Source organism: Microbacterium zouquanmingi (assembly GCF_052266675.1).
Classification (GTDB): Bacteria; Actinomycetota; Actinomycetes; order Actinomycetales; family Microbacteriaceae; genus Microbacterium.
In genome coordinates, this window is the sequence record NZ_JBQPRA010000001.1 from 790270 (window position 1) to 813829 (window position 23560).

At 66.6% G+C, this 23560-nt stretch carries 21 protein-coding genes; 12 read left to right on the forward strand and 9 right to left on the reverse strand.

The features are described 5' to 3' along the window. Nucleotide 1 precedes the first annotated feature (1 nt). The gene (locus ACTU6V_RS03890; protein WP_443474969.1) at nt 2-772 is read left to right on the forward strand and encodes a sugar phosphate isomerase/epimerase family protein; all 771 of its coding nucleotides are present in this window, start codon (nt 2-4) and stop codon (nt 770-772) included. A gap of 59 nt (nt 773-831) precedes the next feature. Then, nucleotides 832-1941: a glycerate kinase gene (locus ACTU6V_RS03895; RefSeq protein WP_443468683.1), complete on the forward strand. Its 1110-nt coding sequence runs from the start codon at nt 832-834 to the stop codon at nt 1939-1941. Between the two features lie 48 nt (nt 1942-1989). Here ACTU6V_RS03895 and pgm read toward each other — a convergent pair whose 3' ends face one another. Further along, nucleotides 1990-3633: a phosphoglucomutase (alpha-D-glucose-1,6-bisphosphate-dependent) gene (gene pgm / locus ACTU6V_RS03900; RefSeq protein ID WP_443468684.1), complete on the reverse strand. Its 1644-nt coding sequence runs from the start codon at nt 3631-3633 to the stop codon at nt 1990-1992. A gap of 74 nt (nt 3634-3707) precedes the next feature. Between pgm and pheA the strand changes: the two genes are divergently transcribed. Beyond that, entirely contained in the window at nt 3708-4658 is a 951-nt protein-coding gene (gene pheA / locus ACTU6V_RS03905) for a prephenate dehydratase (RefSeq protein WP_443474970.1), read from the forward strand. Between the two features lie 137 nt (nt 4659-4795). On the opposite strand, the gene ACTU6V_RS03910 is transcribed toward pheA, so the two are convergent. Then, the gene (locus tag ACTU6V_RS03910; RefSeq protein WP_443468686.1) at nt 4796-5842 is read right to left on the reverse strand and encodes an LLM class flavin-dependent oxidoreductase; all 1047 of its coding nucleotides are present in this window, start codon (nt 5840-5842) and stop codon (nt 4796-4798) included. A 97-nt stretch (nt 5843-5939) separates the two neighbouring features. Between ACTU6V_RS03910 and ACTU6V_RS03915 the strand changes: the two genes are divergently transcribed. The 5 genes from ACTU6V_RS03915 (at nt 5940) to ACTU6V_RS03935 (ending at nt 12339) form a co-directional block, all read left to right on the forward strand. Then, entirely contained in the window at nt 5940-7124 is a 1185-nt protein-coding gene (locus ACTU6V_RS03915; RefSeq protein WP_443468687.1) for an ROK family transcriptional regulator, read from the forward strand. An 81-nt stretch (nt 7125-7205) separates the two neighbouring features. Then, nucleotides 7206-8318 carry an ABC transporter substrate-binding protein gene (locus ACTU6V_RS03920; RefSeq protein ID WP_443468688.1) on the forward strand — a complete coding sequence of 371 codons (1113 nt, stop codon included), beginning with the start codon at nt 7206-7208 and terminating at the stop codon, nt 8316-8318. Nucleotides 8319-8493: 175 nt separating this feature from the next. Beyond that, the gene (locus ACTU6V_RS03925; RefSeq protein WP_443468689.1) at nt 8494-9312 is read left to right on the forward strand and encodes an ATP-binding cassette domain-containing protein; all 819 of its coding nucleotides are present in this window, start codon (nt 8494-8496) and stop codon (nt 9310-9312) included. Between the two features lie 29 nt (nt 9313-9341). Beyond that, nucleotides 9342-10577 carry a sugar ABC transporter permease gene (locus ACTU6V_RS03930; protein ID WP_443474971.1) on the forward strand — a complete coding sequence of 412 codons (1236 nt, stop codon included), beginning with the start codon at nt 9342-9344 and terminating at the stop codon, nt 10575-10577. Nucleotides 10578-10629: 52 nt separating this feature from the next. Continuing rightward, nucleotides 10630-12339 (forward strand): cation:proton antiporter, encoded by a 1710-nt coding sequence (locus tag ACTU6V_RS03935; RefSeq protein ID WP_443474972.1) that lies wholly within the window; start codon nt 10630-10632, stop codon nt 12337-12339. A 3-nt stretch (nt 12340-12342) separates the two neighbouring features. On the opposite strand, the gene ACTU6V_RS03940 is transcribed toward ACTU6V_RS03935, so the two are convergent. The 5 genes from ACTU6V_RS03940 to ACTU6V_RS03960 form a co-directional block, all read right to left on the reverse strand. Next, nucleotides 12343-12693, reverse strand: a complete 351-nt coding sequence (locus tag ACTU6V_RS03940; RefSeq protein WP_443474973.1) for a hypothetical protein — start codon at nt 12691-12693, stop codon at nt 12343-12345. 79 nt (nt 12694-12772) lie between these two features. Then, a complete protein-coding gene (locus ACTU6V_RS03945) occupies nt 12773-14197 on the reverse strand; it encodes a dicarboxylate/amino acid:cation symporter (RefSeq protein ID WP_443474974.1) in 1425 nt (474 codons plus the stop codon). 501 nt (nt 14198-14698) lie between these two features. Further along, nucleotides 14699-14950 (reverse strand): helix-turn-helix domain-containing protein, encoded by a 252-nt coding sequence (locus ACTU6V_RS03950; RefSeq protein WP_443468694.1) that lies wholly within the window; start codon nt 14948-14950, stop codon nt 14699-14701. Continuing rightward, the gene (locus ACTU6V_RS03955) at nt 14947-15546 is read right to left on the reverse strand and encodes a hypothetical protein (protein ID WP_443474975.1); all 600 of its coding nucleotides are present in this window, start codon (nt 15544-15546) and stop codon (nt 14947-14949) included. The genes ACTU6V_RS03950 and ACTU6V_RS03955 overlap by 4 nt, the downstream gene beginning before the upstream one ends. After that, on the reverse strand, nt 15546-16166 hold the full coding sequence (locus ACTU6V_RS03960) for a hypothetical protein (protein WP_443474976.1): 621 nt from the start codon (nt 16164-16166) through the stop codon (nt 15546-15548). Before ACTU6V_RS03960 ends, ACTU6V_RS03955 begins: the two co-directional genes overlap by 1 nt. Nucleotides 16167-16386: 220 nt before the next feature. Between ACTU6V_RS03960 and ACTU6V_RS03965 the strand changes: the two genes are divergently transcribed. The 4 genes from ACTU6V_RS03965 (at nt 16387) to ACTU6V_RS03980 (ending at nt 20822) form a co-directional block, all read left to right on the forward strand. Then, a complete protein-coding gene (locus ACTU6V_RS03965) occupies nt 16387-18918 on the forward strand; it encodes an ATP-dependent Clp protease ATP-binding subunit (RefSeq protein WP_443468697.1) in 2532 nt (843 codons plus the stop codon). Between the two features lie 143 nt (nt 18919-19061). Continuing rightward, nucleotides 19062-19559, forward strand: coding sequence for an amino-acid N-acetyltransferase (locus tag ACTU6V_RS03970; protein WP_443468698.1), 498 nt, complete (start codon nt 19062-19064; stop codon nt 19557-19559). Beyond that, complete coding sequence (locus ACTU6V_RS03975; RefSeq protein ID WP_443474977.1) at nt 19559-20215, forward strand: hypothetical protein; 657 nt, start codon at nt 19559-19561, stop codon at nt 20213-20215. Before ACTU6V_RS03970 ends, ACTU6V_RS03975 begins: the two co-directional genes overlap by 1 nt. 187 nt (nt 20216-20402) lie before the next feature. Beyond that, the gene (locus ACTU6V_RS03980) at nt 20403-20822 is read left to right on the forward strand and encodes a dehydrogenase (RefSeq protein ID WP_443468700.1); all 420 of its coding nucleotides are present in this window, start codon (nt 20403-20405) and stop codon (nt 20820-20822) included. 17 nt (nt 20823-20839) lie between these two features. Here ACTU6V_RS03980 and radA read toward each other — a convergent pair whose 3' ends face one another. Then, complete coding sequence (gene radA, locus ACTU6V_RS03985) at nt 20840-22228, reverse strand: DNA repair protein RadA (protein ID WP_443474978.1); 1389 nt, start codon at nt 22226-22228, stop codon at nt 20840-20842. A gap of 66 nt (nt 22229-22294) precedes the next feature. After that, nucleotides 22295-23518, reverse strand: coding sequence for a nitrate/nitrite transporter (locus ACTU6V_RS03990; protein ID WP_443468702.1), 1224 nt, complete (start codon nt 23516-23518; stop codon nt 22295-22297). Between the last annotated feature and the right edge of the window lie 42 nt (nt 23519-23560).

Here is a 23560-nt window from a genome sequence, read left to right on the forward strand (position 1 = left end):
CATGACGATCCGGCTCGGACTGTGCTCGGTGACTTTTCGCCACCTCGCGCCAGAGCAGATCGTGCCGCTCGCCGCAGAAGCTGGACTCGAGGTCATCGAGTGGGGCGGCGACGTGCACGTGCCGCCGGGAGATCCGGAGCGCGCAACGCAGGTCGCTGCGCGGACGAGGGATGCGGGACTCGACGTCTGCTCCTACGGTTCATACTTCCGGGCGGGTGCGGATGAGCCTCTCACCCCGATCCTCGACAGCGCACAGGCCCTGGGTGCGGATCGGGTGCGCATCTGGGCCGGAGATGTGGATTCTGGAGATGCGACCCCCGCTCAGTACGCGCGGGTCGTCGGCAGGCTGAAGGATGCTGTGGCCGAAGCATCCGCTCGTCAGATCTCTTTGGCGCTCGAGTTCCATCGCGGCACTCTCGCTGACAACCCGGATGCCGTGCTGCGCCTGCTCGCGGGTGTCGGTGCGGCGCCTGAGGCGCTCACGACCTATTGGCAGCCGAGCGTGGGCGCGGACGACGCCGCGGCGCTGGACGAGTACCGTGCTGTCGCCGCGCACACCAGCGCCGTGCATGCGTTCTCGTGGTGGCCACAGACGCAGCGGCTGCTGCTCGAAGAGCGCGAGTCGTTGTGGCGGCGGTTCTTCGAGGCGGTGGGCGCGGCGCAGGCACCGCCGCGCGAGGTGCTGCTCGAGTTCGTGCGAGATGATCACCCCGCGCTGCTGGCTTCAGAGGCCGCGACTTTGCGTTCTTACGCGGGCGGGACACCTCGGTAGGCTCGGCTCATGACCTCCACGCACACCCGTGCCGGGTGGTCCGTGAAGGGAGTCGCTTCGTGAGGGTCGTTCTTGCACCGGACAGTTTCAAGGGCACGATCACCGCGCTGGCGGCTGCATCCGCTCTTGCGGAGGGCTGGCTGGGGGTCGATCCGGATGCCGAATTCACTCTGCGTCCGATGGCTGATGGCGGCGAGGGCACCGTCGCGGCATTCGAGGCCGCGGTTGCGGGCGTCCAGCGCATACCGGTGCGCGTCGATGGACCGGCAGGCCGCCCGATCGACTCCAGCTGGCTGCTCCTGCCCGGCTCGGATGAGGCGCCCGCGGGTACGGCCGTGATCGATATGGCCTCCACATCGGGAATCGAGCTTCTGGACGAGCTCCGCCCATGGGATGCCGACTCCACGGGATTCGGGCAGGCTATCAGCGCGGCTCTCGACCACGGAGTCTCCCGTGTCGTGCTCGGCATCGGATCCAGCGCATCGACGGATGGCGGCACCGGGATGCTGCGCGCGCTCGGCGCGCGATTCCTCGATGAGTCCGGAGCGGAGGTCCCTCTCGGTGCGCGCGGACTGTCCGCCATCGCGCACGCCGACCTGAGCGGTCTGCGCGCGGCTCCCGAGGTGCACGTGCTCACCGACGTCACCAATCCGTTGACCGGTCCTCGCGGGGCGGCGGCCGTCTTCGGCCCACAGAAGGGGCTCACTGACGCCGGCGAAATCGAGCGAACGGATGCCGCCCTCGCGCAGCTCGCTGACCTGCTGGGCCTTGACAGCAACAGGCCAGGAGTGGGAGCTGCCGGCGGGGTCGGCGGCGCACTCATCGTCTGGGGTGCATGCCTCGCGCCAGGGGCCGCCGAGGTCGCGCATCTCATCGGGCTCGCCGATGCGATCGCGGGCAGCGACGTCGTCGTGACCGGCGAAGGCGCCTATGACGGACAGTCCGGTGATGGCAAGGTGCCGTCGTTCGTCGCTGCGCTTGCTGCGGAGGCCGGCGTGAAGCCGATGCTCGTCGCAGGACGCATCGATGAGGATGCCGACACGGGGCTTTTCGCGGCATCCGCTTCGCTGACTGATCTCGCGGGGTCTTCAGCATCCGCTCTTCGCGACCCGGCGCGTTGGCTGCGCGCCGCCGGCGAGGCGCTCGCGGAGCGCGCTGCGAACGGTTAAGCGCCCGCGACCTGGACGGGCGCCGAGGCGACCTGACGGGCGCCTGCCTCAGGAACCGAGCGCAGCCGAGACCACGGCGCGGGCTTCGGCCTGCACCTCGGCGAGGTGTTCGGGTCCGCGCAGGCTCTCGGCATAGAGCTTGTAGACGTCCTCCGTGCCCGAAGGGCGCGCGGCGAACCACGCGTGCTCGGTCTGCACCTTCAACCCGCCGATCGCCGCACCGTTTCCGGGAGCGTTCGAGAGCTTGGCGGTGATCTCCTCGCCGGCAAGCGTCGTCGCGGTGACAGACTCGGGGGCGAGGCGAGAGAGCGTCGCCTTCTGCTCCGGCGTCGCCGGTGCGTCGACGCGCTGGTACGCGGATGCTCCGAACGCGGCCTCGAGCTCCGCATAGCGCTCCGACGGGGACTTGCCCGTTACCGCGATGATCTCGGCGGCCAGCAGGCACAGCAGGATGCCGTCCTTGTCTGTGGACCAGACGGATCCGTCGCGGCGCAGGAATGATGCTCCGGCCGACTCTTCGCCACCGAAGGCCACCGATCCATCGAGGAGTCCTGGGACGAACCACTTGAACCCGACGGGAACCTCGAGCAGGCGGCGCCCGAGGGATTCGGCGACGCGGTCGATGATCATCGACGAGACGAGGGTCTTGCCGATTGCGGCATCCCGCGGCCATTCCGCACGGTGCGAGAACAGGTAGTCGATCGCGACGGCGAGGTAGTGGTTGGGGTTCATGAGCCCGGCATCCGGAGTGACGATACCGTGGCGGTCGGCGTCGGCGTCGTTTCCAGTGAGGACGTCGAAATCTGCGCGACGCGCGACGAGCGATGCCATCGCACTCGGCGAGGACGGATCCATGCGGATCTTCTCGTCCCAATCCAGCGTCATGAAGCGCCAGGTCGGGTCGACTTCGGGGTTCACGACCGTGAGATCGAGGCCGTGCATCTCCTTGATGAGGGCCCAGTAGTCGACGGATGCTCCGCCGAGAGGATCAGCGCCGATGCGCACACCGGCGTTCTTGATCGCGTCGAGGTCGATGATCGAGGGCAGGTCGCGCACGTACGCGTCGCGGAAGTCGTAGTTTTGCAGCGCGTCCCAGTCGATGTCGGCGAAGCTCGTGGCCTGCACGCCTTCCATGCCAGCCTCGATCAGCTCGTTCGCGCGGTCTGCGATCCAGCTCGTGGCATCCGTGTCGGCGGGGCCGCCGTGCGGAGGGTTGTACTTGAAGCCGCCGTCGCGGGGCGGATTGTGCGAAGGGGTGACGACGATGCCGTCTGCTCGTTCGGCAGCATCCGAGGGCAGGTCACGGTTGTACGTGAGGATCGCGTGGCTGAGAGCCGGGGTGGGCACGTACGAATCACGGGAGTCGACGCGCAGATCCACACCGTTGGCGAGCAGAACTTCGATCGCGCTGCGCTCGGCGGGGAGTGAGAGGGCGTGGGTGTCGCGACCGAGGAAGAGCGGGCCGGTGATGCCCTGAGTGCGGCGATAGTCGACGATCGCCTGCGTGGTGGCGAGGATGTGGTTCTCGTTGAAGCTGCCGGCCAGCGACGAGCCGCGATGGCCGCTCGTGCCGAAGACCACGCGCTGTGCGGGGTCAGCGGGATCAGGGTGCCGGTCGTAGTAGGCGGCGATGAGTGCGTCGACATCGATGAGGTCTTTTTCCTCCGCGGGGAGGCCGGCACGGCTGGTCATGCTTCCAGTGTGCCCCGATACGGGCGCGCGCGCATCCTGAATGACGAGGCGGGTGAGGGGAGGACGGGGCTAAGGTGAAACGCGTGACTGAACGCCGTACTTACAGCTACCTGGGGCCAGCGGGTACCTTCACCGAAGCAGCACTCGATCAGGTGGCCGAGGCTCGGGGGCACGATCGCCGTTCGGTGCACAACGTCGGCGAGGCGCTCGCGGACGTGCTCGAAGGGCGAAGCTACGCGGCGATGATCGCGATCGAGAACTCCATCGAGGGCGGCGTCTCCACGACTCAGGATGCTCTGGCGACTCTCCCGGGGCTGCGCATCGTTGGTGAATACCTGGTCAAGGTTAATTTCGTGCTCGTCGCACCTCGCGGAACGAAGCTCGAGGACGTCTCTGCGATCGCCGCGCATCCCGTGGCCTACGCGCAGTGTCACGCCTGGCTCGGCGAGCATCTGCCTAACCACTCCCATGTTCCGGCAGCGAGCAACGTGGCATCCGCCATCGGCGTGCTCGAGGGAACCTCCCCCGCGCAGGCGGCGATCGCACCTCCCGGGATCGTGGCGCACTACGACGTCGACGTGCTCGCCTCCGAGATCGGCGACAACACGTCGGCCGTCACCCGCTTCGTGCTGGTCACGCGGACGACCACAGCGCCGGATCCGACCGGGGCAGACAAGACCTCGCTCATCGTCGAGCTCCCGAACGATCAGCCGGGAGCCCTGCTCGACATGCTCGAGCAGTTCTCGACCCGTGGCATCAACCTCTCGCTCATCGAATCCCGCCCCATCGGGGATTCGCTCGGACGCTACCGCTTCGTGATCGATGCGGACGGACACGTGCACGATGAGCGGATGGCCGATGCGCTGCTCGGCATCCGCCGCTTCAGCCCGCGAGTGGTGTTTCTCGGGTCGTATCCGCGGGCCGATCGCCGGATCGTGCAGTACCCCGAGCGCTACGCCGATGACGTGTTCGTCGAGGCGCGCGACTGGCTGCGCGCCCTCATCGCCGGCGAGCCCGAGGCCTGACCCGCTCGTTCTCGTTCGTCGCGCCGGTTGGCCGGGTCGGTTGGCGCGCGCGGGATGGATCTCGGGTCTAAACCGGCCTGCGAGCCGCGAAAAGCATCCCGCGCGCGCCCGCCGCGCCCCGCGCCCGGCCGCCGACGCTAAAGCGCGGCGGCGACGAGCTCGAGCGTCTGGGCTCGGCCGGCCGGAGCATCCATCGGCTCTGTCTCGTACGCGCCGGCGACAGGGGAGACCATGACCTCGTCGACACCGAACTTCGTCGCGAACTCGCGCAGTTGGGTCGCGACCTGCGCGCCGGTGCCGACGAACCAGCGTGAGCGGGCGGCCTCGACGACCTGATCGGTCGCGGGGTCGGATGCCGCGGCCAGCGCCTCGTCGACGCTTTCGAGCGCGATCAGCGGCTTGTTCAACCGCAGCCGCGACATCATGCGCAGCTGCGGCAGTGCCCGCGCCTCGGCCTCTTCGGGCGTGGGGGCGGCGACGACGTTGACGGTGAGGAAGGTCCGAGGTGCCGGGTGCGCCTCGCTCGGCTGATAGTTCGTGCGGTACAGATCCAGCGCGCGCTCCAGCCCCTGGCCCGAGAAATGGTTGGCGAACACGTAGGGCAGCCCCTGGGATGCCGCGAGCTGAGCCGAGTAGTCGCTCGAGCCCAGCAGCCAGACCTCCGGCGTGCTCGTGGCTGCCGGCGTCGAATGCACGATGTACTCGCCGCCCGACGTGAAGCGCACCGTCGCACCCTCGCTGCTGAGGAGCATCGTGATGTCCTGTACGTGGCGGGGGAACTGCTCCACGTCACTGGTCGTCCCCGAGCCGCGGAGAAGCTGAGTGATGACGGGGTCGCTGCCCGGAGCCCGACCGAGCCCGAGGTCGATGCGCCCGGGCGCGATGGCCTCGAGCGCCGCGAACTGCTCGGCGACGATGAGCGGCGCATGGTTGGGGAGCATGACGCCACCGGAACCCAGACGCATGGTCTTGGTGCGCGCGGCGGCGGCCGCGATCAGCACGGGTGGGGTCGTGGATGCCACGGCCGGCATGTTGTGGTGCTCGGCGAACCAGTAGCGGTGATAAGCGAGCCGGTCGGCGGTCTCGGCCAGCGATAGAGAGGCGTTGATCGCCTCTGCGCTGGTCTGGCCGGTGCGCACCGGAACGAGGTCGAGCACGGACAGAGCGGGGGCTGAAGCAGTCATCACAGAGGTGAACATGCGGGTGTGGTCATACATTCCTTGCGCGTGGCGAAATGCCGGATGCTCGCGTATCCGCGCCTGACGCGGATAAAGTGTCGTCGTGACATCACAAAGGCGTCCTCCGGGCTCACAGTCTTCACTGCGTGAAGCCAACCGGCGCCGTGTGGTGGCCGCGATCAAGAAACAGGGCAGCCTCACGCAGGTCGAATTGGCTGCGGTCACGGGGCTTTCGGCAGCATCCGTTTCGAACATCGTGAAAGAGCTCGCGGCGGCCGGAATCCTGCGCACGACGCCGAGCATTCGCAGCGGACGACGAGCGACGCTGGTGTCCTTCGCCCGTGCAGTGGGTCTCGTCGCCGGCATCCATGTCGCCGCCCGCCATCTGCGGGTCATCGTTGCGGATGTGAACGGCAGCGTGCTTGGCGAGAACCACATGCCGCTCGCGCGCGATCACCGCGCCGACAACGAGCTCGATCGGGCCTCTCTCCTGCTCGCCGACATCCTCTCGAACCTCGAGTCGGGCATCGATGAGCTGCGCGGTGTCGGGGTGGCGATCTCGGCGCCGATCGACCGGGCCACGGGGCGCGTCGCGGGGCGCGGCATCCTGCGCGGCTGGACCGGAGTCGACATCGCGGATGTCATGCATCGGCGGCTGCGGCAGCCGATCTTCCTCGACAACGCCTCGAATCTCGCAGCGCTCGCCGAAGCGCGACTGGGCGCGGGGCGCGGCAAGCAGAACGTGGTCTTCATCGACGTGGATGACGGCATCGGCGCCGGCCTGCTGCTCGGCGGACAGCTGCTGCGCGGTCACAACGGCACCGCCGGAGAGCTTGGGCACACGGTGATTCTCGAGGATGGTCCGCTGTGCCGGTGCGGCAACCGGGGGTGCTTGGAAGCGATCGCTGGGGGACCTGCGATTCTCGAGAAGCTCGGGGATGCCGGGGGGATCACGAAGGTCGGCGATGTCGTCGTTCGGGCGATGGCGAATGACCCCGACTGCATCCGCGCGCTGACTGAGGCCGGCCGGCACATCGGGCTCGCGACAGGTAACCTCTGCAACCTGTTCGACCCGGAGCGGATCATCGTCGGCGGCGACTTCGCGCGCGCAGGGGAGCTGCTGCTCGGGCCGATCAGGCTGGTGATGGAGAACACCATGATCGTCAGCGGTCAGGGCGTTGCCGACGTCGTGCCAGGACAGCTGGGCATCGGAGCGGCTGCGAGGGGCGCCGCAGTCCGTGCGATCGACGAGACCAATGTGCGCGAATCGGATCTTCTCATGGCTTGAATTCAAGTCTTGACGCCAATGGCTGAATCCTGTCATGCTCAGATGTCGCCAAAGTGGTCGGCACAGCTACGGAGGTTTTCAATGAAGAACACAACCAAGCGAGCGCTGGTGGCTACGACCGCGCTCGCGCTTTCGTTGGGCATGCTGTCTGCGTGTTCCAACGGCACACAGACCGGCGATGCCGCTCCTGCCGAGACTGGGGATGCCTCCGCCGCGACGATCGGGCTCCTGCTTCCCGACAACGTCACCGAGCGTTACGCCAGCGCTGACAAGCCCTATTTCGAAGAGAAGGTCGCCGAGCTCTGCCCCGACTGCACCGTGCTCTACGCGAACGCTGACGGCGACGCCGCCAAGCAGCAGCAGCAGGCCGAGTCCATGCTCACGCAGGGTGTCGACGTGCTGGTGCTCGATCCCTTCGACGGCAAGGCCGCCGCGGCGATCGTCAACCAGGCCAAGGCCAAAGACATCCCTGTCGTCTCGTACGACCGCCTCATCGACAGCCCCGATGTGTCGTACTACGTCTCGTTCGACAACGAGAAGGTCGGCGAGCTGCAGGCTCAGGCACTCGTCGATCAGATGGGCGTTCTCGGCCTGCCCGAGGACTCGGGCATCATCATGGTCAACGGATCGCCGACCGACCCGAACGCCGCGCAGTTCAAGAAGGGTGCGCACAGCGTCATCGACGCATCCGGGCTGACCGTCCTCGCCGAGTACGACACGCCCGGATGGGAGCCGCCCAAGGCTCAGGACTGGGTCGCCGGTCAGGTCACCAAGTTCGGTGACCAGATCACCGGTGTCTACGACGCCAACGACGACACCGCCGGTGGCGCGATCGCGGCTCTGAAGGGCGGCGGCATCACGCCGCTTCCTCCCGTCACGGGTCAGGATGCCTCGCTTGCCGGCATCCAGCGCATCCTCGCCGGGGACCAGTTCATGACCGTATACAAGGCGTTCAAGCCCGAGGCCTACCAGGCAGCTGAGTTGGCTGTCGCGCTGACCAAGGGCGAGTCGCCCAAGGCAGACACGACCGCTGACACCGGGAGCGGCGACGCGATCCCGTCGTTCCTGCTGAAGCCGGTCGCGGTGACCGTCGACAACATCAAGGACACCGTCGTCGCTGACGAGCTGTACACGATCGACGAGATCTGCACCGCGGCTTACGCCGATGCGTGCGCCGCGCACGGTCTCAAGTGATCACCCCGCGGTGCCGGCGGTTCGGCGGGATCGGGGGCACCAAAAAAAGGGAGTTCCGGGGGAAAAGCATCCGAAGTTAAAGGAAAGCGCGAAGCTGTGGGGNCACGGTCTCAGGGGATCACCCCGCGGTGCCGGCGATCCGCCGGCACCGCGGCCATCAAGCGAAGGAATCTCCGTGGCAACAGCATCCGACCTCGACGAACAGCATGACGCTGTGCGTGAGCCCGTCCTGTCGATCCGAGGCGTATCCAAAGGATTCGGCGCCGTCAGGGCTTTGACTGATATCGACCTCGACGTCTACCCCGGCGAGGTCGTCGCCCTGGTGGGCGATAACGGCGCAGGAAAGTCGACTCTGGTGAAGATCCTCGCCGGTGTGCACCCCGCCGACAGCGGTGTCATCACCTTCAACGGTGCACCGGCGTCGATTCCGTCGCCGACCGCGTCACGCGAGCTCGGCATCGCTACGGTCTTCCAGGACCTGGCGCTCTGCGACAACCTCGACGTGGTCGCCAACCTCTTCCTCGGTCGCGAGCGGGGCACCGCCACCCTTGACGAGGAGCTCATGGAGCAGCAGGCATGGGAACTGCTGCGTCAGCTCTCGGCCAAGATCCCCTCGGTGCGCATCGCCGTGGCGTCCCTCTCGGGCGGTCAGCGTCAGACGGTCGCGATCGCGCGCTCGCTGATCGGTGAGCCGCGCATCGTGATTCTCGACGAGCCCACCGCGGCGCTGGGCGTCGCGCAGACGGCGGAGGTGCTCAACCTCATCGAGCGTCTGCGTGAGCGGGGCCTCGGGGTCATCCTCATCAGCCACAACATGGCCGATGTGCAGGCGGTCGCCGACCGTGTGCTCGTCCTCCGGCTCGGCCGCAACAACGGCATTTTCCGCACATCCGACGTCAGCTACGAAGACATCGTCGCCGCGATCACCGGAGCGACGGACAACCCGGTCAGTACCCGCGCGGCGTCGCGGATCGAAGAGAAGGACGCCCGATGAGTGCTCGACAGCCCGTGAAAGACAATTCCATGCCCACCACTCGCGCCGTCGACCTGCAGGACGAGCGACTGGTGCGCGGCGAGGGACTCCGCGGCGCGATGAGTGGGTTCGGAACCCGTATCCGCACCGGTGACCTGGGGTCACTGCCGATCTTCCTCGGGCTCGTCGTGATCTGGATCGTCTTCCAGCTGCTGAACCCGAACTTCCTGACCGCCGACAACCTCGTCAACCTCACGCTGCAGTGCGCGGCGGTGGGCACGATCGCCCTCGGCGTCGTCGTCGTGCTCCTGGTCGCGCAGATCGACCTGTCGATCGGTTCGCTCAGCGGACTGTCATCGGCGATCCTCGGCGTCACGTTCGTGAACATGGGCTGGCCGATCTGGGTGGCGATCCTGCTGTCGATCGCGGTGGGCGCGGCGATCGGTTTCCTCTACGGGTTCCTGTTCACGCGCTTCGGGGTTCCCACCTTCGTCGTCACTCTCGCGGGGCTCTTGGGCTTCCTCGGGCTGCAGCTGTGGATCCTGGGACCGACGGGCACCATCAACCTGCCCTACTCATCGTGGCTCGTGCAGTTCGCGACCTCGTGGTTCCTGCCGCCATGGCTCGCGTACCTCATCGCTCTCGTCGCGGTGGCGGGCATCGTCGTCAGCGACCTGAGTCGGGCACGCCGGCGGGCGAAAGCGGGGCTCTCGACCGGCCCGGTCTCGCTCATCATCATCAAGGCCGTGGTGATCGCGGCTGTGGCGGTCGCCGCCATCGCCTATCTTGCGACGAACCGCGGCGTCGGTGTGATGTTCCTGGTGTTCATCGTCTTCGTCGCCGTGATGGCGTTCATGCTCACCCGCACGCGCTGGGGTCGGTGGATCTACGCGGTGGGCGGCAACGAAGAGGCAGCGCGCCGCGCGGGCATCAACGTGAAGGCCGTCTACATCTCCGCGCTCATGGTCGGTACCGTGCTCGCGTCGGTGGGCGGCCTGATGGCGGCAGCGCGACTGACCGCTGCGAGCATTTCCAGCGGTGGCGGCACGACGAACCTCATCGCGATCGCTGCGGCGGTCATCGGCGGCACCAGCCTGTTCGGTGGACGCGGGTCGGCGTGGTCGGCGCTGCTGGGCATCTTCGTGATCATGTCGATCCAGAACGGACTGACGCTTCTGAGCCTGGACTCCTCTGTTCAGTTCATGGTCACCGGTGGCGTGCTTCTGCTCGCGGTGATCATCGACTCGCTGTCGCGGAAGTCCCGGGTCCAACACGGACAGTCCTGACGGACGGGTGCGCGGCTGGGGCCACTTGACCGGACGCAGATAGTCTTTCCGCATGGATGCGACACTGTTCTACGTGGTGGTCGGCGCTGTCGTCGTGGCGGCGATCGCACGGTGGCGGGGGTGGCCTGCGCCGTTGCTGGTCACGGTCGTGGCGCTCGCGGCATCCTTCGTTCCGTTCATCCCCGACCTGGAGATCGACGGTCATCTGCTGTTGAGTGTCGTGCTTCCGCCGCTGCTGTACTCGGCGGCGCTGGATGTCTCGTTCGTTGGGTTCAAGCGCAGCCTGCCGCAGATCCGCCGGCTCGGGATCTGGCTCGTACTGCTCACTACGGCGGTCGTCGGGGTGGTGGCGTGGCTGATCATGCCTTCGTTGACTCTGCCGGGTGCGCTGCTGCTGGGGGCGATCGTGGCGCCGCCGGATGCGGTGTCTGCTGCCGCGATCGGTCGGAAGCTCGGTCTTCCGAGGCGCATCATGACGGTGCTGTCGGGGGAGAGCCTCATCAACGATGCGACCTCGCTGACGCTGTACCGGGTGTTCGCGGCGATGATCGCCGGGGCCGCGCTGACCGCCTGGGACGGTATCTGGCAGTTCGTGGTCGCGGTCGTGGTCGGGGTTTTCGTCGGCCTCGTGTTCGGGGTCGTGCTGCATCAGCTGCGCATGCGGGTGGCAGACCCGGTGGTGATCGGCACCTTCGGGCTGCTCGTGCCGTTCGGCGCATATGCGATCGCCGAGCATCTCGGTGGATCCGGTGTGCTCGCGGTCGTGGCGATGGGACTGTACGTGGGGTTCAACGCCCCACGCACCGACTACACGACCAGGCAGCAGGAGGCGCCGCTATGGCTGTCGGCCGATCTGCTGCTGGAAAGCTTCGTCTTCGCCTATATCGGGCTGCAGTTCCCGCGAGTGCTGCGCGACCTCAGCTCGGAGTCGGTAGGCCAGTTCCTGCTGCTTGCAGGGGCCGTGCTGCTCGCAGTGCTGCTGGTGCGCCCGGCCTACATCTATCCCGCGCATGCCTGGGCGCGGTGGGCCGAGCGAAAGCGGCTTGCGCGCTGGGAGCGGATGGTGGCTGCGGGGCGCACGCAAGCACGCCCGAGACCAGGGCGCCCGGTGCTGACGGCTGAGCAGATGAAGAAGCGGCTGACCGAGCCCGCGCTGGACTGGAAGGACAACGCGGTCATCTCGTGGGCGGGAATGCGCGGTGTCGTGACGCTGGCGACTGCGCTCGCGGCATCCGATCTCGCGGCGCTCGACGACAAGTCGTCGCATGCGATCGTCGTGGTCGCCTTCATCGTGACGGTTGCGACGCTGCTTCTGCAGGGGCTGACGCTGCCGGTGTTGATCAAGCGGCTCAAGATCGCCGGCGACGTCGATCACGAAGAGGATGCCAAGGCGATGGCCGCGGTGCGCAAGCGCAGCCGTGAGGCGGGCAAGGCTTATCTCGCCGAGCAGCGCGAGAAGTGGGCCGGCAAGTATGACGAGGGTCAGCTGAAAGCGTTCGACGCCTTCGTCACACGGATGACGCGAGTTGAGACCGAGACCGATCGTGTGCAGGAGATGGAGGAGTCCGTTCCACGGCCTTCTTACGAGGATCTTGTGACGCTGTCGAAGGGATGGCTGTACGTGCGTCGCGAGGTGCTCCTCGCCGAGCGCGATGATGACAATCTCGACGAGGAGCTGATGCGCGAGCTCATGACGGCGATCGATGCCGAAGAGCTCGCGCTCGACACGCGCGGTGCGATCTGGCCGCAGCCGCGCGCGTAGATGCTACTCGGCGCTGCAGGTCATAGCGGCCTCTGACATCGTCTGCGAGACGAGATCCTTGGCCTCTTCCGAGGTCTGCTCGTCCTTGCCGTCGGCGAGGTTCTGAAGATCCTTGTCGGAGACCTTGGAATCGAGGAACTCCCCGGCGACGCAGTCGATCTGGTCGGCGGTGAGGACGTCGCCTTGACCGGCGTCCTCGAGGATCGTGGCGATGCCGGAGCTGAGCTCGTCGGCAGTGGGCCGGGCGTCGCCTCCGGTCGCACCGACGCCGGAGCACGCGGCGAGGGAGATCGCTGCGGCGGCGATCGGGAGTGCGAGCAGGAGGCGGGTGCGGGTGCGCAGGGTTCCGGTCATGAGTACCAGCCTATGAGGCGCTGCCCGCAGGTACGGCGACGGGCGATGGGCAGTGATACCCATCGCCCGTCGTCAGAGGTCAGCGCGCAGCGACGGCGTCGGTCGTGGGGCCGGCGGGTGCGGCATCCGCCTCATCGTCATCTGAATCGTCCGCGAACGGCAGGCCTTCGCGAGGCGCGTTGTAGAGCTCCTCATTCAGGATGCCTTCGCGCTTGGCGACGATCGTCGGAACGAGTGCCTGGCCTGCGACGTTGACGGCGGTGCGTCCCATGTCGAGGATCGGGTCGATCGCGAGGAGGAGGCCGACGCCCTCGAGGGGCAGGCCCAGCGTCGACAGGGTGAGGGTGAGCATGACGATCGCGCCGGTGGTGCCCGCGGTGGCGGCGGAGCCGACGACCGAGACCAGGACGATCAGCAGGTACTGCACGAAGTTCAGCTGGATGTCGAAGAACTGTGCGACGAAGATCGCCGCGATGGCCGGGTAGATCGCGGCGCAGCCGTCCATCTTCGTGGTGGCTCCGAAGGGAACCGCGAAGGAGGCGTAGGCGCGGGGCACGCCGAGGTTGCGCTCGGTGACGCGCTCGGTGAGGGGAAGGGTGCCGATCGATGAGCGGCTCACGAAGCCGAGCTGCACGGCGGGCCAGACACCGGTGAAGTACTGCTTGATCGACAGCCCGTGGGTCTTGACCAGGACCGGGTAGACGACGAAGATCACGAGGGCGAGGCCGATGTAGACGGCGCCGGCGAACCAGGCGAGTGATGCGAGCTTCTCCCAGCCGTACTTGATGACGGCCGATCCGATGAGGCCGAAGGTGCCGATCGGGGCGATGCGGATGATCCACCACAGCACGCGCTGGATGATCTTCAGCAGGGACTCGGTGAAGACGAGGAACGGCTCGGCCTTCTTGCCGGCCTTGAGGGCGGCGATACCGATGACGGCCGCGACGACGATCACCTGCAGGATGTTGAAGCTGATGCTCGACGCGGCTGCACCCGTTTCGGGATCGATCTGCGTGCTGGCACCGATACCGAGGAAGTTCTGCGGGACGAGGCCGAGGAGGAAGTTCCACCACGTGCCGACCGTGTACGGCTCACCGGGCTCGAGGCCGGAGCCTGCGCGAGATCCAGGCTGGATGACCAGGCCGAGGACGATTCCGATCGATACGGCGATGAAAGCGGTGATTGCGAACCAGAGCAGCGTCTGACCCGCCAGGCGCGCGGCGTTCTGCACGCGGCGCAGGTTCGAGATGCTGGCGACGATTGCGGTGAAGATGAGCGGGACGACGGCCGCGCGAAGCAGTGTGACGTACGAGCTGCCGATCGTGTCGAGGGTGGCGGAGAGGCCGTTGGGGGACTCGGCTGTCGCGCCGAGTTGGCGTCCGATGAGGCCGGCGGCGATGCCGAGCACCAGGGCCGCGAGGATCTGGAAGCCGAATGATGTCAGCAGTTTGCGGACGGGGCCGCGGGTATCGGGTGCCTTTTGGGCGCGTGCAGTCGTGCTCATGGTTCTCCAGATCAGGCGCGCTCCGGACGCGCGCCACGGACTTCAACGTTAGGCGGGAAGATTCATTCCCACGCATGTTGTGACGTTGCGTGACGTGGCCGGCGTCGTGCCCGTAACGATCGACGCGTGCGGAAATCCACTCGATGTGGGCCGAGAGCAACGGCTCTTCACTCCGAGACAGCGCATCGGGCTCGCGATCCGCGACGGCGGATGCCGATGGTCGGGCTGTGATCGACCATCCTCATATTGCGAGGCCCATCACATCGATGAATGGCAAAAAGATCAGGGCTCAGCTACGCCTTCGGCGACATCGACCCGCCACCCAAGCGATTTCGCACCACAGGTGATTCATCTATTCCGACCCACGGGTGATTCAGCTATTGCGCGGATGCTGCCGTGCTGTGCGTTCGTTGCCACGTTTGTAGTTGCCAGTCCAGCGAGCGCGCCACATACTCGAATCCTTCAGCGGCGCTCATCAGGATTACCCATCAGGATTACCCATCAGCGCGACTGTCGAGCAGGCGGCGTCAGCACCAACAGCTCACCCACCTCGCACTCGAGCACATCGCAGATCGCCCGCAGCGTCGAATACCGAATAGCCCGCGCCCGATCGTTCTTCAGCACCGAGAGATTGACGATCGACACCCCGACCCGCGCGCTCAACTCCGTGAGCGTCATCCCGCGCGCAGCGAGCAGCTCATCGAGCCGACAGTGGATGCCGGTCTCTTCATCTTCCGGCGGCGGGGGAGTCATACCAACCCCTCCGTGTCCTTCTGCAGTGACGCCCCTCGACGGAACACGATCACCAGCACGCCCAGGGCGATCGCGGCGACGAAGAGCGGAATGCCGTCCAAGAACAGCAGCCACTGCCCATCGAACTCGCCACCCAGGGCCGCGAAGACGCCATTCAATCCCATGTTCTCGAACCACGCCCAGGCCAGCCCCGCAGCCAGAAATCCGATGGACATTGCGAACGTCAGGCTGGAGTTCACTCTGTCGAAGACGGCGCCCCGCATCAGCCGACGGCACAGGACGACGCCCAGTGCAGTGACACCTACCAGGCACACCGCTCGCAACGCAATTGCGAGAACCAGGCACACGGTGCTGACGCCGTTCACGTTCTCCACCGTCAGCGTCGCTGCGTCGACGGTAGCCGGCGCACCCGCGCCGATCGCAACGGTGAGCTCCTGGGCGGGCACCCGGGTCGTCACCGTCACCGAACCCGCGGTCGCGAACAACTGGACCAGAGCACGGATGCCGTCATACAGCAGCCAAGCGATGACCAGACCGCCCACGACGATCGCCGCGTTCAGATCATTCCGATCCGATCTCACCTGCTTCGTGTTCATCAGATCAACCCCTCAGTCTCACGCTGCAGACGCTGACCGACTTCGAACGCTGTCGCCACGAGCGCCAGGGCGATGCCCCAGCCGATTGGCGCAAGATCCGCCGAGACCAGGAACGTCCAGAACTGCGAGGTGTCGGCGCCGGCGGACAACTCCTCCACCACTGCGGCGCGACCGATCCCGCCGAGAAACGGGCCGACCATCCCCGCCACGACGAGCGCGAACGCCCCCGTCGCCAAAGTCGGAACCATCGACCGACGAAAAGCCCGCTGTCGAATCAGTGACAGCCCCAACCACCACAGCGCCGCGCACACGATCACCGTTGCCAGCGCAGGAAGCGCTGCCTCCGCGAACAAGAGCCAGCGAGCGCCGCCGGACAGCGCCTCAACAGACACCACGGACTGCGTGTATTCGGCGGCGGCAATGCCCGCGGCATCCGACAGCCCGACTATCGGCGCATCGTGCACCGGCAGATCTACCGCCACCGGCGACCCGAAGATCTCGACCCCTGCGCCGACCGCCCCCACGATCGCCGCGATCCCGATGCTCACCGCACCGGTCGCCACCAGTCCCAACGCCACCGCCTCAGCCATCGACGGTCGGCCCATTCGTAAAGCCATCATGCCCTCCGTATCGAATATCGTTGTTATCGATGGTCGTTAACATATCGACTCTCGATAAGGCGCGTCAATGGGGGATGCGTTTCGTCTCGCGTTGCTCACTCGGCGACCGGCCGCCCCAGTATGCCGACGGCGAACACGGCCTTGCCCGGCGCGACAGGTCGTTACTCTCGATGTACAGGCGCTCGCCGCGTCTTCGCCCCGTGCGATAAGGAGTCACAGCATGTTCGAGAGATTCACCGACCGAGCCCGTCGTGTGGTCGTCCTCGCCCAAGAAGAGGCGAAGATGCTCAACCACAACTACATCGGCACAGAGCACATTCTGCTCGGCCTCATTCACGAGGGCGAAGGCGTCGCAGCCAAGGCCCTCGAGAGCCTCGGCATCTCCCTCGACGCCGTGCGCGAGCAGGTGCAGGACATCATCGGCCAGGGCCAGCAGCAGCCCACTGGCCACATCCCCTTCACCCCGCGCGCCAAGAAGGTTCTCGAGCTGAGCCTGCGCGAAGCGCTCCAGCTCGGCCACAACTACATCGGCACCGAGCACATCCTCCTCGGCCTCATCCGCGAGGGTGAGGGTGTCGCAGCCCAGGTGCTCGTCAAGCTCGGCGCCGACCTCAACAAGGTCCGCCAGCAGGTCATCCAGCTGCTCTCCGGGGCCCCTGGCCGCGAGCCCGCCGCCGTCGGCGCACAGACCAACGATGGACCCCAGGCCGCCCAGGGCGGTTCCGCAGTCCTCGACCAGTTCGGCCGCAACCTCACCCAGGCCGCGCGCGACAACAAGCTCGACCCGGTCATCGGACGCGAGAAGGAAGCCGAGCGGGTCATGCAGATTCTCTCGCGCCGCTCCAAGAACAACCCCGTCCTGATCGGTGAGCCCGGCGTCGGCAAGACCGCCGTCGTCGAGGGCCTCGCCCAGGCGATCGTCAAGGGCGAAGTGCCCGAGACGCTCAAGGACAAGCAGCTCTACTCGCTCGACCTCGGATCGCTCATCGCCGGATCCCGCTACCGCGGTGACTTCGAAGAGCGCCTGAAGAAGGTCACGAAGGAGATCCGTACCCGCGGCGACATCATCGTCTTCATCGACGAGATCCACACCCTCGTCGGCGCAGGAGCTGCCGAGGGTGCGATCGACGCCGCCAGCATCCTGAAGCCGCTCCTCGCACGAGGCGAGCTGCAGACGATCGGCGCGACCACGCTCGACGAGTACCGCAAGCACTTCGAGAAGGATGCCGCTCTCGAGCGCCGCTTCCAGCCGGTGCAGGTCAACGAGCCGAGCCTCCCGCACGCGATCAACATCCTCAAGGGACTGCGCGACCGCTACGAAGCGCACCACAAGGTGCAGATCACGGACGGCGCCATCGTCGCAGCGGCAAACCTCGCCGACCGCTACGTCTCTGACCGCTTCCTGCCGGACAAGGCCATCGACCTGATCGATGAGGCCGGTGCTCGTCTGCGCCTCAGCATCCTCTCCAGCCCTCCCGAGCTGCGCGAGTTCGACGACAAGATCGCCGCTGTTCGCGAGCAGAAGGAAGCAGCCTCCGAGGAGCAGGACTTCGAGAAGGCCGCATCCCTCCGCGACGAGGAGAAGAGCCTCCTCGCCGAGCGCCTGCGTCTCGAGAAGCAGTGGCGCTCGGGTGACGTCGCGACCGCAGCAGTGGTCGACGAGGGCCTGATCGCCGAGGTCCTCGCGCAGGCCACCGGCATCCCGGTGTTCAAGCTCACCGAAGAGGAGTCCAGTCGACTCGTCTTCATGGAGAAGGCGCTGCACCAGCGCGTCGTCGGACAGGAAGAGGCGATCGCTGCCCTTTCCCGCACGATCCGTCGCCAGCGCGCAGGCCTCAAGGACCCGAAGCGCCCCTCGGGCTCGTTCATCTTCGCCGGCCCCACCGGCGTCGGAAAGACCGAGCTCGCCAAGGCTCTCGCGGAGTTCCTCTTCGACGACGAGAACGCGCTGATCTCGCTCGACATGAGCGAGTTCGGTGAGAAGCACACCGTCTCGCGTCTGTTCGGTGCCCCTCCCGGATTCGTCGGATTCGAAGAGGGCGGCCAGCTGACGGAAAAGGTGCGCCGCAAGCCGTTCAGCGTTGTGCTCTTCGATGAGATCGAGAAGGCGCACCCCGACATCTTCAACTCGTTGCTGCAGATCCTCGAAGAGGGTCGCCTCACCGACGGCCAGGGGCGAGTCGTCGACTTCAAGAACACAGTCATCATCATGACGACCAACCTCGGCTCGTCCGCGATCGCCGGAGGCCCGGTCGGCTTCCAGATCGAGGGCAACGCGCAGACCAGCTACGAGCGGATGAAGGGCAAGGTCGACGAAGAGCTCAAGCGCCACTTCAAGCCCGAGTTCCTCAACCGCGTCGACGACGTCATCGTCTTCCCGCAGTTGTCGAAGACCGAGCTCGTGCAGATCGTCGATCTGTTCGTCAAGCGCCTCAGCGACCGTCTGCTTGACCGCGACATGACGGTGGAGCTGTCGCAGCCGGCCAAGGAGCGCCTCATCGAGATCGGCTTCGACCCGGCGCTCGGCGCTCGTCCGCTGCGTCGTGCGATGCAGCGCGAGATCGAGGACCAGCTGTCGGAGAAGATCCTGCACGGTGAGCTGAACCCCGGCGACCACGTGAAGGTGGATGCTGAGGACGGCAAGTTCCTCTTCGAGACCGGCCCGCGCGGCGAGAAGGTCTCCGTCGGAATCAACACCACCGGTGGCGCGATCTCTGCGACTCCCGACCTCGCGGCAGCTTCGGGCGAGTAGTCCCCACGAACGAAAGGCGGATGCTTCGGCATCCGCCTTTCGTCGTTTTCGGCACCCGCCCGTGGGAAAGCGGGAGGGGCCGAAGCTGGGCACATTCGACGCGGCTCACAGGTGGACCAGCCCGACAGATCTAGGCTGGAGGGGTGAGCTACACCGTCCGCCCGGCGCGCAGCGCCGATATCCTCGGCATCCACCATCTGCTGGAACCGCTGGTCGAGCGACGCATCCTGCTCGGCAAGGACCTTGCCGTCCTCTACGGCGCCGTGCAGGAATTCGTGGTCGCGGAGCGCGACGGGCAACTCATCGGATGCGGGGCACTGCACGTGATGTGGGAGGACCTCGGCGAGATCCGCACGCTCATCGTGCGAGATGACTGGCTGCGCCACGGCGTCGGACGAGAGATCGTCACCATGCTCGAACAGCGCGCACTCGAGCTCGGGCTCTCGCGACTGTTCTGCCTCACCTTCGAGACCGAGTTCTTCACGCGCCGCGGCTTCGCCCCGATCGGCGAGCAGGTCGTCGACCCCGACGTGTATTCGCAGCTGCTGCGCAGCCCGGATGAGGGCGTCGCGGAGTTCCTCGATCTCGCGCACGTCAAGCCGAACACGCTCGGCAATACCCGGATGCTGAAGAGCCTGTGATGCATTCAGTCAGCCCCGCGGTCTACCGGCGCCGACGACTGGTGTTCTTCAGCGTGCTGATCCTCGTGATCGCCGCGGTCGGTGTGGGTATCTGGCTCGCCATCGCGCAGCCCTGGGCAGCTCAGCCGGCACCCGCTCCCACGAGCACGGCTTCCGCCACGAGCACGGCTTCCGCCACGCCCACGGCTTCCGCCACGCCCCCGCCGTCGGAGAGTCCCGCACCCGAACAGAGCGAGAATCCGGTTGCGGCGTCCTGCCGCGGAGCAGACCTCACGGTCGAGGCCCTCACCGATGCGGACTCGTACCCCGCGGGCGCGCTTCCTGCGCTGTCGATCTCGCTCACGAACGACGGTGCCTCCGCCTGCACTCTCGACGTCGGCTCGGCGACCCAGGTGTTCACGGTGACCAGCGGCGAAGACGTGTGGTGGCGCTCCACAGACTGCCAGGAGAACCCGAGCAGCATGGTGGTGACCCTGGAAGCAGGACAGAACGTGACCAGTGCGGAAGCCGTGATCTGGGACCGCACACGTTCTGACATCTCCACCTGCGCGGACGAGAACCGAGCCCATGCCCCGGCCGGCGGCGCGTCATATCACGTGGGAGTATCGATCGGCGGTTTCGATTCCCTCGACACGAAACAGATACTTCTGTACTGACCGCCTGAGTGCTGAGCGCCTGGGCTAGCATTGGAGCGCTCTGCGCACATCGGTGCGGGCCATCCCCAGTGGTCATCTGTCGAGCGTCCCCTCGCTCTGACAGCCACCGTGCAAGAGCACGCGGGCCCTTTCGAATGCTTCAGTCCCCAATGGAAAACTCGAGAGGGCCCCACCTATGCTTGAAGCCATGGCAGGGAAGAAGTCGAAGTCCGCAGGCAGAAGCAAACCGGCACCCGAGGAGTTCCGCGCTGAGGCCCTCGCCCGCGCGCTGGAGAAGCAGGATATCGCGGCTGTCGCGCTCGCGCTCCGCCACGGGAACACCGTTGTGCCGCTCCTGCGCGCTGGTGCCCGTGACAATCCGCTCGACGGCGGCGAGGTCTGGACGTACCGTGACCCCAACACGGGCGATGTCGCACTGCTGCTGTTCAGCGATGCGAAGAACAAGCCCGAGAATCTGCCTCCTGGCGTGGGGATCTACTCGCCGGAATGGCTGAAGCAGTTTCTCACCACGCACCAGCAGACGATCACGACGGTGTTCCTCGATATCGCAGGCCCGCACCCGATGCAGGCATCGCCCGATGAGCTGCTCAAGGCGCTCGACGCCTGAGCGCGCCAGATCACCGCTCAGAACGGCGGAACGTCGTCGATCTTCGACTGATGCTTCTTCGACTGATGCACCGACCTGCTGCGAGAGCGCACATCGTCGAGCGCGGCGCTGAGTCGTTCCGAGCGGTCATCGATCACCTGCTGATAGCCCAGACGCGCAGCCTCTGAACGACGCTGCGCGGCCTGCGTCACCGCACGCACTTCGCCGGCCAGGCTCAGCTCGCCGACCGCGGCGATCGTGCGTGGCACCGAGAAGTTGCGAATCGATGCCGCCACAGCGATCGCGATCGCGAGATCTGCCGCAGGCTCGGTGAACCGCACTCCGCCGACCGTGGAGACGTAGATATCGAGCTTTCCCGTCTCGTAGCCTGCGCGCCTCTCGAGCACAGCGAGAACCATCGCCACTCGCGCTGAATCAAGACCAGACACGACCCGTCGCGGATTCGGTGCGGTCGTGGCGACCGTGAGCGCCTGCACCTCGACCGGCATGGCGCGCCGGCCCTCCATCGCGATCGCGACGCAGGTTCCCGGTTCGGTCGAACCGTGCCCGAGGAACAGCCCTGAAGGGTCGGGGACTTCGGCGATTCCATCGCCGGTCATCTCGAAGCATCCGACCTCATCAGTCGGACCGAAACGGTTCTTCAGCGCGCGGATGAATCGCAGCGCGGTCTGGCGGTCACCCTCGAAATGGCAGACGACGTCGACGAGATGTTCGAGGATGCGGGGGCCTGCGACCTGACCGTCTTTCGTGACGTGCCCGACGATGATGATCGGCAGGCTGCGCTCTTTCGCCACCCGGATGAGCGTGGCGGCCACTTCGCGCACCTGGCTCGGCTGGCCGGCCGCGCCGTCAGAGAGCGACGATGCCACGGTCTGCACGGAGTCGACGATCACGAGCTGGGGCCCTACCTCATCGATGTGCCCGAGAATCGTGGCGAGATCTGTCTCGCTCGCCAGATACAGCTCGTCGTGCAGCGCCCCGGTGCGCTCGGCCCGAAGCCGCACCTGCGCCTGCGACTCCTCGGCGCTCGCGTACAGCACGCGCCGACCACCGCGCGCGGCCTGGGCGGCCACCTCGAGCAGCAGCGTCGACTTGCCGACACCAGGCTCGCCGCTGAGCAGAATCGCCGCCCCCGGCACGATGCCGCCGCCGAGAACACGATCGAACTCTGCAACACCGCTCGAGCGCCGGGGCGTCTCAGCGGTGGAGATCTGCGTGATCGGCCGCGCCGCCCGATCGGCGCCCGGCGCGAGCGGGCTCATCTGCCGGAAGATTCCGGTCTTCGCGGCCTGCTCCTGCACCGTGCCCCACTGCTGGCACTCACCGCAGCGGCCGACCCACTTCGAGGTCGTCCACCCGCACTCGGTGCAGACGAAAGCGGGGGGAGCGGGACGACGTGTGGCCATGCTGCAAGGCTAGTCGTGGCATCCGACGTCGGCGGATGGGCGAGCGTTCCGATCGTGCTCAGCTGATCACTTCTTCTTGCCGACGTCGCGGAGCATCCCTGCGACGACCAGCGCGAAGGCCCCGACGAGCACCAGCAGCCACAGACCCAGCTGGTACGAATTGGTGTCGGCGTGATAGGTCGCGCCCATCACCAGCGGTGGGAAATAGCCGCCCAGGCCCCCGGCCGCGGCGACCACACCGCTGACGGCGCCCACCTTCTCCGGCGGTGTCGACGGTCCGATCCAGGCGAACACCGCACCCATGCCGAGACCCATCGCCGCGGCCATCAGGATGAACGTCACACCGGTGACGATGCCCTCGGGCGGCTGCTGCCCGACCACGTAGGCGAGCGAGACGATGCCGCCCAGCGAAATCAGGGCGATGATCTTCGGGCCGAACCGGTCGGCGAGCACACCGCCGATCGGGCGGGCGATCACCGCCGCGACGGCGAACAGCGCCGTGCGCGTGCCAGCCCCGACCACATCGACTTCGCTGGGGTAGATCGTGGTGAGGTACTTCGGCAGGAACGTGGAGAACGCCACGAAACCGCCGAACACGATGCCGTACAGAAATGCCATCTCCCACGTCACCGGCAGCTTCAGCGTGTCGAGCACCTTCGGGATCAGCTTCTCGCGGTTCGGCTTCCACACCGGCGAGTCACGCAGGAAGAACCAGCTCACCAGCGCCATGACCACAAGAAGTCCGGCGATGAGCAGATGCGTAGGCAGGTACCCGATGCCGTCGGCCAGCCGAGGCGTCAGAAAAGCCGACACGGCAGTGCCGATCATGCCCATGCCGAAGATGCCGTTGGCAAGACCCCGATGCGCCGGTGGATACCAGGCGCTCGCGAATGGAACGCCGACCGCGAAGATCGTCCCGGCCACCCCCAGATAGAACCCGGAGATCAGCAGCAGCGGAAAGCTGTTGATCATGCCCGAGAGCGCCACCAGCAGCACAGCCGGCACCGAGATCAGCAGCACGGCGGTGAACATCTTGCGTCCGCCGAATCGATCCGTCATCGCACCCACGAGGATGCGGCCGAGCGCCCCGACGAGCACCGGGGTTGCGAGCATCAGCGAGATCTGGCCCTCATCGAGCCCCATCTGGGTCGCGTAGGTCTTCTGCAGAGGCGCGATCGCCATCCAGGCCCAGAAACCCGCGGTAGAGGCGAGAGTGGCCAGCAGCACTTGGGTGAGTCCACCTCTGAGCTCTGTGGTCGGCCTCGCAGAGGCGGCGGTCTGAGCGCTCATCTGGCATCCCTTCGATACCGGTGACACTGGTCAATACCGGCG